Source organism: Nonomuraea rubra, assembly GCF_014207985.1.
In the GTDB taxonomy this organism is placed as follows: Bacteria; Actinomycetota; Actinomycetes; order Streptosporangiales; family Streptosporangiaceae; genus Nonomuraea; species Nonomuraea rubra.
This window is the reverse complement of record NZ_JACHMI010000001.1, coordinates 7,169,564-7,182,468: the sequence shown is the minus strand read 5'-3', so window position 1 is coordinate 7,182,468 and position 12,905 is coordinate 7,169,564. Positions and strand designations below refer to the sequence as shown.

The window sequence follows — 12,905 nt, the reverse complement described above, 5'->3', positions numbered from 1 at the left end:
TCGGCATCCCGGCCGGCAGGCGGATCACGGGGCGAATCCCGTGCTCTCCCGGAACGCCAGCCGATGCGGCACGCACACCTCGTGCGCCTTGTCCATCCCGCCGCTCAGCCGCTCGGCCAGCAGGTTCACCGCCGACTGCGCGATGAGCGCCTTGTCGGGCGCCACGGTCGACAGCGTGGGCGTGGCGAACCGGCCGTCCTGGATGTCGTCGAACCCCATCACCGAGACGTCGTCCGGCACCTTGCACCCCCGCTTGAGCAGGGTCCGCAGGGCGCCGAGCGCGAGCGTGTCATTGAAGCAGAAGACCGCGTCCGGCGCGCCGGAGTCGAGCAGCCGGCCCATGGCCTCGGCGCCGTCGGCGCGATCCCAGCGCGCGACCGGCGCGACCAGTGACGGGTCGGCGGGCAGGCCGGCCTCGGCCAGCGCCTGCTGGTAACCCTTCAGCCGCAGGCGGCCCGTCACGGCGGCCGGCGTGCGCTGCACGCCGATGGCGGCGATCCTGCGCCTGCCGCGCTCGGCCAGGTGCAGGGTGGCCGCCCGCGCGGCGGCCACGTTGTCGATGCCGACATGATCGTACGGCGAGCGGCCCGTCCCGATGCGCTCCCCGAGCAGCACCATCGGCGTACGCTTGTCGCGCCCGGCCAGGTCCCTGCCCGTGAGCGCGAGCGGGCTGAACAGCAGCCCGTCGATGAGATGGTCGCGGATCCCGGAGATCACCACGCGTTCCTTGGCCCGGTCGCCCTGGGTCTGGTCGATGAGCACGGTCCAGCCTCGCCGGTCGGCCGCCTCGATGACGTTCGTGGCCAGCTCGGCGAAGTAGGGGTTGTGCAGGTCGGGCACCGCCAGCGCGATCACGCCGGAGCGGCCCGCGCGCAGGCTGCGCGCCGACAGGTTCGGCCGGTAGGAGAGCTCGGCTATCGCCGCCTCCACCCGGGCGCGCGTCGCCTCGCTGACGTGGGGATAGTCGTTGACCACGTTGGACACGGTCTTGATGGACACCCCGGCCAGCTCGGCGACGTCCTTCAGCCTCGGCCGCACGATGCCCCCTTCGCGTTGGAGCCCGAGTTTACAACGATGTAACGAACTGGCGCGAGGCGATTTACATCGTTGGAACCAACGATGTAAAACGTCCGTAACCTCACGGGCAGGAGTGATCTGGCATGTTCCTCGACAACCTCTCCAGGCGGCGTTTGCTGGGGCTGGGCCTCGGCGCACTGGCCATCGGCACGGCGGGCTGCGGCGGAGGCGGCGGTCCCAAGCAGGCGCAGGCACCGGCCACCACGGCGGCGCCCACCGCGTACACCGGGCCCTCGGTCTCGCTGAAGTTCTGGAACGGCTTCACCGGCGGCGACGGCCCGGTCATGAAGAAGCTGGTGGACCAGTTCAACGCCGAGCACCAGAACATCAAGGTGTCGATGAACGTCTACCAGTGGGCCGACTACTACGCGAAGGTTCCCGCGGCCGTCTCCGCTGGTCAGGGTCCCGACCTGGGCATCATGCACGTCGACAGCGTCGCCACCAACGCGGCACGGCAGGTGGTCCTGCCCCTCGACGACGTGGCCAACGCGCTCAGCCTCACCGAGGCGGACTTCTCCCCGCCGGTCTGGCAGGCCGGCGTCTACAAGGGGGCGCGCTACTCGATCCCGCTCGACGTCCACCCGCTCGGCATGTTCTACAACAAGGCGGTCATGAAGAAGGCCGGGCTCGACCCGGAGCAGCCGCCCAAGACCGGCGAGGAGTACCTGGCGGCGCTGGAGGCGCTGAAGAAGGCGGGCATCCAGGGGCACTGGGCCACGCCGTTCCCGTTCACGGGAAGCATGCAGTTCGGGACGCTGCTCTACCAGAACGGCGGCCAGCTCTTCGCCGACGACGCCAGTGTCTCGCGCTTCGCCGAGGACCCCGGCGTGCAGGCCCTGACCTGGCTCGTCGACCTCGTCAACAAGGGCTACAGCCCCAAGAACGTCGGCCAGGACGCCGACTTCATCGCCCTGCAGAACGGCAAGGCCGCGTTCAACTGGAACGGCATCTGGTCCATCAACACGCTCAAGGAGATCAAGGACCTGGAGTGGGGCGTCGCGCCGCTCCCGCAGATCGGGTCGAAGCCGGCGGCGTGGGCGGGCTCGCACCAGTTCGTGGTGTTCAAGCAGCGCACGCCCGACCAGAACAAGCTGACCGCGGCCAAGGTGTTCATCAACTGGATCAGCGGCCACTCGCTGGAGTGGGCCAAGGGCGGCCAGGTGCCGGCACGCAAGACGATCCGCGACGGCGCGGAGTTCGCGGCGCTGAAGGAGCAGGCCACGATCGGCACCCAGATCGACTACCTGTACTTCCTGCCGTCGGTGGCGGGCATCGGGGACGCCTCCGCGGTCGTCGACCAGGCGATCAACGCGGCGATCCTGCTCAAGAAGAGCCCCAAGGACGCGCTCACGGAGGCCGCCGCCAAGGCGGACAAGATCCTCGAGGCCAACCGGAAGAAGTACGGCGCCTGATGGTCGCGATCTCGGTGAAAGAGACGCCGGCGGTGGCCGCGCGTGTTCCCCGATCGGGCAAGGCGACGCCGTACCTGTTCCTGGCGCCGTACCTGATCCTGTTCTGCGTGTTCGTGCTGGCCCCGGCCCTGTTCGGGATCTGGGTGAGCCTGCACGACTGGGACTACATGCTCGAGGGCAAGCCGTTCGTCGGCCTGGACAACTACACGGCGCTGTTCGACAGCCAGTCGCCCGTCTACGGCGATTTCTGGATGTCGATGCGGGCGACCGGGATCTTCACCCTGTTCAGCGTGCCGTTCCTGGTCGTGCTGCCGCTCGGCGTGGCGTTGCTGCTCAACCGGCCCTTCCGGGGCCGGACGCTGTTCCGCGGGCTGTTCTTCGCGCCGTTCGTGCTGGGCGTGGCGGTGGTGTGCCTGATGTGGCGGCTGCTGCTCGACCCGAACCTCGGCCTGGTCGACTGGATACTCGGCACGCCGATCCCCTGGACCACCGCGACGCCGTGGGCCTGGATCGCGCTGGTCGGGGTGACGGTCTGGTGGACGCTCGGGTTCAACGCGGTGATCTACCTGGCCGGGATGCAGGACATCCCGCGCGAGCTGTACGACGCGGCGAAGGTGGACGGCGCGGGGCGGTGGGGCGAGTTCGTCCACGTCACGCTGCCGGGGCTGCGGCCCGTCGCGCTGTTCGTCGTGACGACCACGATCCTGGCCTCGGCGAACATGTTCGGGCAGTCGTACCTGCTGACCCAGGGGGCGCCGGGCGGGGAGACGCGGACCGCGATCATGTACATCCTCCAGCAGGGGCTCAGGGAGTACAAGATGGGCAGCGCCTCGGCCATGAGCTACCTGCTCACGCTGGTGCTGATCCTGGTCAGCGTGGCCAACTTCCGGCTGTTCAGGAGCCGGTCATGAAGCGTTACACGGGCCTGCTGGCCCTCGCCGTGCTGTTCGTCGGGCCGCTGGTGTGGGCCCTGGGCGTGTCGTTCAAGACGCAGAGCGAGGCCACCCGGGTGCCGCCCACGCTGCTGCCCGCCGAGCCGACGACGTCCGCGTACGGGACCGTCTTCGAGGGCACCACGGACACGCCGGTGCTGCGCTGGTTCGCCAACAGCCTCATCTCCGCGACGGCGCACATGGTGCTGGTGCTCGCGGTGGCGTCGCTGGCCGCGTACGCGCTGGCCAGGCTGGAGTTCCGCGGCAAGAAGCTGATGTTCGGGATGATCGTCGGCACGCTGCTGGTGCCGGGGTTCGTCTTCCTCATCCCGCAGTTCCTGATCGTCGACCAGCTCGGCTGGCTGGACAGCCTGACGGCACTCATCGTGCCCGGGGCGGCGGGCGCGTTCGGGGTGTTCTTCCTGCGGCAGTTCTTCCTCGGGCTGCCGCGCGAGCTGGACGAGGCCGCGCTGATGGAGGGCGCCAACCACTGGCACATCTTCTGGCGGATCACGCTGCCGCTGTCGCGGCCCGCGCTGGCCACGCTGGCCGTGCTGAGCTTCCTGTCCAACTGGAACGACTTCATCTGGCCGATCTACGTGATCTTCAGCCCCGAGTACTTCACGCTGCCGCCGGGCCTGTCGATCCTCCAGGGCGCGTACACGATCCACTATCCGGTGATCATGGCGGGCGCGGTGCTGGCCAGCATCCCCGTCCTGATCCTCTTCAGTCTGACCCAGCGGTACGTCATCGAAGGCATCTCCCGCAGCGGCCTGAAAGGCTGACCCATGCACCTGGCTGTCATCGCCACGTTGGTCCTCTCCCTGTTCACCAACCCGGTGTCCAGCTCCTTCTCCGACACGTTCGCCGACCCGGCCGTGATCCGCGGGCAGGACGGCTACTGGTACTCCTACGGCACGTCCGACCCGCTGCGCGAGGGCGAGAAGGTCATGCACCGGCTGCCGATCGCGCGCTCCAGCGACCTGGTCGACTGGACCTACGTGGGCGACGCGTTCGGGCCGGACAACCTGCCGCCGTACGCGGCGCCGGGCAGCCTGCTCTGGGCACCGGACATCCGTTACCTCGACGGCCGGTACGTCATGTACTTCACCGTCACCGACACCGCCACCACGCCCGCCAACTGGGACTACTCGATCGGCGCCGCCACCGCGCCCACCCCCACGGGGCCGTGGACGCACCTCGACGCCCCGGTCGTCGCGCCGCGGCCCTCGGGCGGGTCGTACTGGAACACGATCGACCCCTCACAGTTCACCGACGTGGACGGGCGCAAGTACCTGTACTTCGGCGGGTTCTTCGGCGGCCTGTGGGTGACCGAGCTGTCCGCCGACGGGCTGCACGCCACCGGGCAGCCGCAGCAGGTCGCGATCGACAACAAGTTCGAGGGCGCGTACGTGGTGCGCCGCGACGGCTACTACTACCTGCTCGGCTCCTCGGCGAACTGCTGCGCCGGGCCGACCACCGGCTACTCGGTGCTGGCCGGGCGCTCGACCAGCCCGCGCGGGCCGTTCGTGGACCGCGAGGGCGTGCCGCTGCTGGCCTCGCGGGCCGGCGGCACCCCCGTCCTGGACCAGAACGGCAACCGCTTCATCGGCACCGGCCACCACGCCCAGCTCACCGACCTCTCCGGTCAGGACTGGATGCTCTACCACGCCATCGATCGAGACGACCCGTTCCTGGACGAGCCGTACGGGATCAACGAGCGGCCCATGCTGCTGGACCGGCTGGACTGGATCGACGGCTGGCCGGCCGTACGCGCGGGGGCCGGGCCCTCCGAGCGCTCGCGGGAGAAGCCGGTGACCCGCGGGGTCGTGGACGACCGGTTCGCGGGCGACCTGTCGGGCTGGCGGAACCCGGCCGGGTGGACCGTACAGGATGGGTACGTCCGCGGCCAGGGCACGCTCATCAGCCGTAAGTCGCTCGGCGGGGACGTCCGCGTCGAGACCGACCTCAAGACGGACCAGAGCGCCGGGATCCGCATCGGCGGCACGACCGCGGTCGTCTCGCCCGACGGGCTGACGCTCACCTCGGACGGCACGTCCCGGACGGTGCCGCTGCCCGGAGGGGCCGCGACCTGGCACAACCTGGCCGTCACCGTCAAGGGACGGACGATCACCGCCGAGGTGACCGAGGCCCGGCTCCGCGACCCGCAGGCGAGCGTCACCGTCACCGGCCGCGCGCACGGCCCCGTCGGGCTGGTCTCCGACGGGGGAGCCGCCTTCGACAACGTCTCCGCCGCCCGGCTGTTCAAGGCCGTCACCAAGGCGGCGCCTACGCCGCGCACGGGCAGGCTGCTGGACGCCGACGAGTTCACCGGGCCGCTCGGCCCCGGCTGGACCTGGGTGCGGCAGGACGCCGCGGCCAGGACCGAGGACGGCGTGCTGCGCTGGCCCGTCCAGGGCGCCGACCTGGTCGGGGCCGGCAACCAGGCGTCGGTGCTGCTGCGCGAGGCGCCCGAGGGCGACTACGTCGTGGAGACCAAGGTCACGCTCGATCTGGGCGAGGACACCGTACGCAACTACCAGCAGGCCGGGCTGATCGCCTACGCCTCCGACGACGACTTCGCCCGCCTGGCCCAGGTCGCCATCTGGAACACCCGCCAGGTCGAGTACGGCCGCGAGCTGACCTTCGCCGACCGCCTGTCCTACGGCGGCAACATCGTCGGCCCGCCCGCGAAGACCACCTGGCTGCGGCTGGCGCACCACGTGGACCCGGCCAACGGGGAGCACGAGTTCCGCGCCGGATCCAGCCGCGACGGCAAGACCTGGACCTGGGGCGGCGTGTGGACCTTCCCCAAGGACACGGCCGTGCGCATCGGCCTGATCGCCCACGGAGGGGCCCAGCCTGCCGTCAACGCCGACTTCGACTACGTCCGCGTCTACCGAGGAGCCTGACCCTGTGCCTCAAGCACACCTGACCCTTGACCCCTCCTTCCGCATCGCCCCCGTCAACAGGCGCCTGTTCGGCTCGTTCGTCGAGCACATGGGCCGATGCGTCTACACCGGCATCTACGAACCCGGCCACCCGGCGGCGGACGACCACGGCTTCCGCACCGACGTGCTGGAGCTGACCCGCGAGCTGGGCGTGAGCGTGGTCCGCTACCCCGGGGGCAACTTCGTCTCCGGCTACCGCTGGGAGGACGGCGTCGGCCCCGACCGGCCCACCCGGCTGGACCTGGCCTGGCGGCAGATCGAGACGAACGCGTTCGGGCTCAACGAGTTCATGACCTGGACCCGGGCCGCCGGGGTGGAGCCGATGATGGCCGTCAACCTCGGCACCCGGGGCATCCAGGAGGCCTGCGACCTGCTCGAATACGCCAACCACCCCTCGGGTACGCACTGGTCGGACCTGCGGGTCAAACACGGCGTGACCGACCCGTACGGGATCAGGCTCTGGTGTCTCGGCAACGAGATGGACGGACCCTGGCAGATCGGCCACAAGACCGCGCACGAGTACGGCCGGCTCGCGAACGAGACCGCCAAGGCCATGCGGCTCGTCGACCCCGGCATCGAGCTGGTGCTGTGCGGCAGCTCCAACAGCGGGATGCCGACGTTCGGCGCGTGGGAGGCGACCGTACTCGAACACGCCTACGACGCGGTCGACTACCTGTCGCTGCACAACTACTACGAGGAGAACGGCGACCTGCCCGGCTTCCTCTGCAGCGCCGTGGACATGGACCGCTACATCACGGCCATCGTGGCCACGGCCGACCACATCGGGGCCAAGCTCCGGCGCAAGAAGAAGATCAACCTGTCCTTCGACGAGTGGAACGTCTGGAACCAGAGCCGGTTCACCGGGCGCGAGCGCTCGCCGTTCCAGGAGGCGCCGGAGCTGATCGAGGACACCTTCACCGCCGCCGACGCCGTGGTGGTGGGGGACTTCCTGATCACGCTGCTGCGGCACGCCGACCGGGTGAGCATCGCCTGCCAGGCGCAGCTCGCCAACATCATCGCGCCGATCAGGACCGAGCCCGGCGGCCCGGCCTGGCGTCAGACGATCTTCCACCCGTTCGCGCTCACGGCCCGGCACGCGCGCGGCACCGTGCTGCGGGTGGAGCCGTCCGGGCCGCTCCTGGAGACCGGGCGGTACGGCGAGGCGCCCGCGCTGTCGGCGGTGGCCACCGTGGACGGGTCCCGGGTGGCGCTGTTCGCCGTCAACCGCTCGCCCGACCAGGACCTCGACCTGACCGCCCGGCTTCCGGCACCGGTCAGGCCGGTGTCGGCCACGGTGATCGCCGCCGGGGACGACCCGCACCGGGTGGAGGCCCTTCCGGAGCCGCTCGCCGTACAGGCTGACGGGGACCGGCTGACGGCGCGGTTGCCCGCCGCCGCGTGGACGATGATCCTCGCGGACTGCGAGAACCTGCGCGATCAGCACTGATCCCGCCGCCGCGCTCCAGCTCGCGCTGGAGCGCGGCCTCCGGCGCTGAACGCTCCATGCCCTCACGTGCCCTTTCGCCGCACCGCGCGGTCACCGCGTCGGCGCCGGCCCTGAGTCTGGTCGCGACGCTTACGCCCACGGCCTGGAGCGACACTCCGCGCGCCCGGCTCCGGCAGCCGCGCAGAAGCGGGTCGAGGCCGGAGCGCCCGGCGTGATCGTGCGGGCCGACGGCCCGGCCGGCCCATGGCGATCGCCGAGCAGGCCGCCTGGGCCAGGCGGGATCACCTGCTCAGGGTCTCTGGCGGGACGGCACGGCCGCAGTCCAGCGCCAGCCTGGCCGGCAAGGCCGGCAGCCGCGCACGTCCGACGGGGAAAGGCCGTCCTCGGTCTCCAGCACCAGGGGGCCGAGGACGCCGATGCGTACCCGTGCGCTCGCGTTCGCCCGGGCCAGCGGTCTGGCTGCGATCGGCTCCTCGACCGGCGGCCACGAACGCCATGCGTGCGTCATGGCGGCGGGCCGGCGTCGTCATCCGACCGCCGTCGTCATGCGGCGGGTGGCGTCGTGCGGCGGGTGGCGTCGTGCGGCGGGTGGCGTCGTGCGGCTGGGCGGAACGTTGTACCGGCCGCTGAACCGGGAGGGGCTCAGCGCGGCGGGTCCCGCAGGAGGGAGATGCCCGGAGGGAGGCCCGTGACGTGGGCCGTGCCGGATCGGTCGAGCGTCACGTCCACCGGGGAACCGGCCACCCGTAGCCCGCGTACCGACAGCGCGCCCAGGGGAGCGCCGGGCAGGGGCCGGAGGGTCGCGCGGCCCGAGGGGACGTCGGGGTACAGCCCGGTGGCGGCGTGCAGGATCGCGATGGCCGCCGCCGCCGACCAGGCCTGGGGCCGGCAGGCCGCCGGGTACGGCACCGGCCGCCCCATCAGCGTGCGGTCGTCGCCCGCGTGCAGCTCGGGCAACCGGTAGCCGAAGGTCTCGGCCGCCGAGAGAAGCCCCCGTACGAGGTCGGCGGCGAGATCGGCGTGGCCGGAGCGGGCCAGCCCGGAGATCACGATGGCGGTGTCGTGGGTCCAGACGGAGCCGCAGTGGTAGGAGAGGGGGCTGAAACCGGCGTCGGCCGCTGACATCGTGCGCAGGCCGAAACCGCCGGACATGCTCGCGTCCGTCAGCGTCCGGACGATCCTCAGCTCCTCGGCGGGGGTGAGCAGGCCGGTGCCGAGAAGGTGGCCGATGTTGCTGGTCAGCGAGTCCACCGGGCGCTTGCCGTGGTCGAGGGCCAGGGCCGGGTAGCCGCCGGCCAACCAGAACCGCTCGCGGAACCGCTCCGCCAGCGCGCCCGCGTAGTCGCGCCACCGCTCGGCGCCCGGCCTGCCGTACGCCTCCAGCAGCGCCGCGCCCGCCATGGCCGCCTCGTAGGCGTACCCCTGCACCTCGACCAGGGCGATGGGTGGCTCGGCGCGCGAGCCGTCGCGGAAGCGGACCGCGTCTCCGGAGTCCTTCCAGCCCTGGTTGGCCAGGCCGCGTCCGCTGGTGTCGAGGTACTCGAGGAAGCCGTCGCCGTCGGCGTCGCCGTGGTCGGCGAGCCAGCCGAGCGCCGCCTCCATGGCGGGCAGCAGCGCGGCCACCTCGGCCTCCGGCATGCCCCAGCGCCAGGCGTCGTGCAGCAGGCAGATCCACAGCGGGGTGGCGTCGATGGTGCCGTAGTAGGCGGCGGGCAGGAACAGCCCGTTGCCCTCGACGGCGAACTCGTGGCGGCGCAGCTCGTGCATGATCTTGCCGGGGGCCTCGCCGGAGGTGGCGTCCACCTTGGTCCCCTGACGGCGGGCCAGGACGCGCAGCGTGCCGGCGGCCAGCTCGGTGCCCAGCGGGAGCAGCATCCGGGCGGCCCAGATGCTGTCACGGCCGAACAGCGTCAGGAACCAGGGGACGCCCGCGCCGAGAAACGTGTCGCCCGGCGCCGCGGTCTCGGTGAGCCGGAGCGACTCCAGGTCGTCGAGGGACTGGCGGGTCAGGCGTTCCAGGCGGGCGTCGTCCGCCTGGACCTGCGGCCTGCTCCACTCCGGGCGGCCAGGCGGGGCGGCCACGACGGCGTCCGGGTCCTCGACCCGGACGCCCCACCGCAGCGTCACCGGCCGCCCGGGCGCGACCGTCACGTGCCACCTCAGCATGGCCCCGCCCGCGTTCACGCCGGCGCCCACCTCGGCGCCCACCTCGGCGCCCACCTCGGCGCCCACCTCGGCGCCCACCTCGGCGCCCATCTCAGCGCCCATCTCAGCACCCGCCTCGGTGCTCACCTCGGCGCTCGCCCCGGTGTCCGAGTGGATGGTGACGCGGGTGCCGCCGGAACGCCACACCAGCTCGCCGCCCGTGACCTCGGGCGGCAGCGGCTCGGCGGCCCCGCCCGACTTGACCACCTCGACGGGGGCCAGATCGCAGCCCAGCGTGAGCGTGACGGTGCAGGTGACGGGCCCGGCCGCGGTGGAGGCGACGGTGATCTCCTCCTCCATGACGCCAGGCGTGACGCGGCGCACGCGGTCGAGCCTGACCGTGGGATCGGGGGAGCGGTCACCGAGCCAGCGGGCCAGCGCGACGAAGCGGGAGACGCCCGGCGCCGGCACGGCGTGGCCGATCGGCTCCGGCTCGCGGCCATCGACCAGCAGTCCGGCCTGGGAGAGCACCCGGGCGTCGGCGTGGAAGAGCCCCTGCACCCCGGCGGGCCTGATCTGGCCGTCCGTGCCGCTGAGCGCGGTCGTCGGCGCCAGGACGGTGGAGACGAGGTCGTGCAGCAGCGGTTGCAGACGGTGGTCGTGCACGGTGAGGACCCCTTGACACTCCGTTTATTTGAACGATCTAATCCTCTCATACGCCTTTTGGATCGATCAAACCATTAGAGAGGACACAGATGGCGTCAAAGGTGACGATCGCCGACGTGGCTCGCTACGCAAACGTGTCCCGCCAGACGGTGTCGAACGTGCTGAACTCCCCCGAAGTGGTCAAGGAGGAGACCCGGCAGCGCGTGCTGGACGCCGTGGAGGCCCTCGGCTACCGGGTGAGCGCCGCCGCCAGGCAGATGCGGACCGGCCGGTCGCGGCTGCTGGCCGTACGGATCGAGACCACGCAGGACGGCATGAACGTCTTCGACCGCTTCCTGCACGGCCTCACCGAGTCGGCGGCCAGGTCCGGCTACCGCGTGCTGCTCTACACCGCGGCCGACGACCGGGCCGAGATCGCCACGATCGATCAGCTCCTGGGCGAGTTCGAGCCCGACGGGTTCGTGCTCACCAGCACCCATCACGGTGACCCGCGGGCCGCCTGGCTGGCCGAGCGCGCCCTGCCGTTCGTCAGCTTCGGCCGGCCGTGGGGCGCGCCGGAGGACGTCCATCCCTGGGTGGACGTGGACGGCGCCGCCGGCACCGAGGCGGCCACCCACCACCTGCTCGACGCGGGACACCGCCGCATCGGCTTCGTCGGCTGGGAGCCCGGCTCCGGCGTCGGGGACGACCGCAGGGCCGGCTGGTCCAGGGCACTGGCCGGGCGAGGGCTCGACGCCGGCCTCGTCCTGGAGACGGACGGGTCGTCCGCCCAGGGGCAGGCGGCCGCACGGGAGCTGGTGGAGCGCGGGGCGACGGCCCTGGTCTGCGTCAGCGACTCGGTGGCACTCGGAGCCCTGCAGGTGATCCCCGACGTCGTCGGATTCGACGACACGCCCGTCGCCGCGGCCGTCGGGCTCACCAGCCTCAGCCAGCCGCTCACCGAGGCCGCGGCACGCTGCGTGGACCTGCTCACCAGCCGGCTGTCCGACCGGCCCGCCGTGTCGCACGTGCTCCTCACCCCCTCCCTGGTCATCCGAAAGGAGCCTCGCTCATGAAAAGCCTCGCGATCCTGGCGGCGCTGGCCGCGCTGCTGTCCGTCACGGCCTGCGGCAGCGGATTCGACGACCGGCAGGCGGCGCCGGCGCAGCAGACCACCGGCCCGGCCGCCATCCAGGTCCTGATGGCCTCCTCCGGCGACGCCGAGACGAACGCGGTCAAGCAGGCGGCCGAGGCCTGGGCGAAGGCCAGCGGCAACACCGCCACCGTCACCCCCGCCCAGGACATCCACCAGCAGCTCGGGCAGGCCCTGGCGGGCAGCAACCCACCGGACGTGTTCTACGTCGACGCCGCCCGCTTCGCCGACTACGCCAGCGTCGGCGCGCTGGAGCCGTACGCCGACCGGATCTCCGACAGCCAGGACTTCTACCCGAGCCTGCGCGAGGCGTTCACCTACGACGGCCGCTTCGTCTGCGTGCCCAAGGACTTCTCCACGCTCGCCCTGATCGTCAACGACGAGCTGTGGAAGCGGAACGGGCTCACCGACGACGACCTCCCCACGACCTGGGACGAGCTGACCGCCGCCACCAAGAAGATCAAGGGTGTGACGCCGCTGGCGTTCGGCGACACCAGAGACCGGCTCGGCGCCTTCATGGTGCAGGCCGGCGGCTGGATCACCAGCGCCGACGGCAAGCAGGCCACCGGCGACAGCCCGGAGAACCTCGCCGCGCTCCAGTACGTCAAGAGCCTGCTCACCGGCGAGCAGGCCCAGTACGCCAAGGCGCTCGACGCCGAGTGGGGCGGCGAGGCGTTCGGCAAGGGCAAGTCCGCGATGACCATCGAGGGCAACTGGATCAAGGGCGCGCTGAAGGCCGACTACCCCGGCGTGAAGTTCTCCGTCCACGAGCTGCCCGCGGGGCCCAAGGGCAAGGGCACGCTGTCGTTCAGCAACTGCTGGGGCATCGCCGCCAAGTCCCAGCACAAGGCCGCGGCGATCGCCTTCGTCGAGGCGATGACCAGGGCCGATCAGCAGCTCGCCTTCGCCAGGGCGTTCGGCGTCATGCCCTCGCGCCAGTCGGCCAAGGACGCCTACCTCCAGGAGTTCCCCGCCGACGCCGCCTTCCTGGCCGGCGCCGAGTACGCCCAGGGCCCGGTCAAGGCCCCCAAGATGGACAGCGTCCTGTCCGACTTCGACTCCGGGCTCCAGCAACTGGCCACCGGAGACCCCAAGCAGATCCTGGCCAGGCTGCAGAAGAACACCCAGAGCGCGCTCGGCTGA

General features: G+C 71.6%; 9 protein-coding genes. 7 read left to right on the top strand and 2 right to left on the bottom strand.

Annotated features, from left to right (window positions below; all coding sequences use genetic code 11):
- Positions 1-24: 24 nt before the first annotated feature.
- Positions 25-1,038: a LacI family DNA-binding transcriptional regulator gene (locus tag HD593_RS32750; RefSeq protein WP_185105813.1), complete on the bottom strand. Its 1,014-nt coding sequence runs from the start codon at positions 1,036-1,038 to the stop codon at positions 25-27.
- Positions 1,039-1,160: 122 nt separating this feature from the next.
- On the opposite strand from HD593_RS32750, the gene HD593_RS32745 reads away from it, so the two are divergent.
- Genes HD593_RS32745 through arfA form a run of 5 tightly spaced genes read left to right on the top strand, consistent with a single transcriptional unit; the run spans position 1,161 to position 7,819 of the window.
- Complete coding sequence (locus HD593_RS32745) at positions 1,161-2,489, top strand: ABC transporter substrate-binding protein (RefSeq protein ID WP_185105812.1); 1,329 nt, start codon at positions 1,161-1,163, stop codon at positions 2,487-2,489.
- Positions 2,489-3,400, top strand: coding sequence for a carbohydrate ABC transporter permease (locus tag HD593_RS32740; RefSeq protein WP_185105811.1), 912 nt, complete (start codon positions 2,489-2,491; stop codon positions 3,398-3,400). The genes HD593_RS32745 and HD593_RS32740 overlap by 1 nt, the downstream gene beginning before the upstream one ends.
- Positions 3,397-4,206 (top strand): carbohydrate ABC transporter permease, encoded by an 810-nt coding sequence (locus tag HD593_RS32735; protein ID WP_185105810.1) that lies wholly within the window; start codon positions 3,397-3,399, stop codon positions 4,204-4,206. The genes HD593_RS32740 and HD593_RS32735 overlap by 4 nt, the downstream gene beginning before the upstream one ends.
- Before the next feature lie 3 nt (positions 4,207-4,209).
- Positions 4,210-6,333 carry a family 43 glycosylhydrolase gene (locus HD593_RS32730; protein WP_185105809.1) on the top strand — a complete coding sequence of 708 codons (2,124 nt, stop codon included), beginning with the start codon at positions 4,210-4,212 and terminating at the stop codon, positions 6,331-6,333.
- Between the two features lie 4 nt (positions 6,334-6,337).
- On the top strand, positions 6,338-7,819 hold the full coding sequence (gene arfA / locus HD593_RS32725; RefSeq protein WP_185105808.1) for an arabinosylfuranosidase ArfA: 1,482 nt from the start codon (positions 6,338-6,340) through the stop codon (positions 7,817-7,819).
- Between the two features lie 642 nt (positions 7,820-8,461).
- Here the strand turns inward: arfA and HD593_RS32720 are convergent.
- Positions 8,462-10,630 (bottom strand): amylo-alpha-1,6-glucosidase, encoded by a 2,169-nt coding sequence (locus HD593_RS32720; protein ID WP_185105807.1) that lies wholly within the window; start codon positions 10,628-10,630, stop codon positions 8,462-8,464.
- A 116-nt stretch (positions 10,631-10,746) separates the two neighbouring features.
- On the opposite strand from HD593_RS32720, the gene HD593_RS32715 reads away from it, so the two are divergent.
- Positions 10,747-11,685: a LacI family DNA-binding transcriptional regulator gene (locus HD593_RS32715; RefSeq protein ID WP_221525115.1), complete on the top strand. Its 939-nt coding sequence runs from the start codon at positions 10,747-10,749 to the stop codon at positions 11,683-11,685.
- Positions 11,682-12,905, top strand: a complete 1,224-nt coding sequence (locus tag HD593_RS32710) for a sugar ABC transporter substrate-binding protein (protein WP_185105805.1) — start codon at positions 11,682-11,684, stop codon at positions 12,903-12,905. The genes HD593_RS32715 and HD593_RS32710 overlap by 4 nt, the downstream gene beginning before the upstream one ends.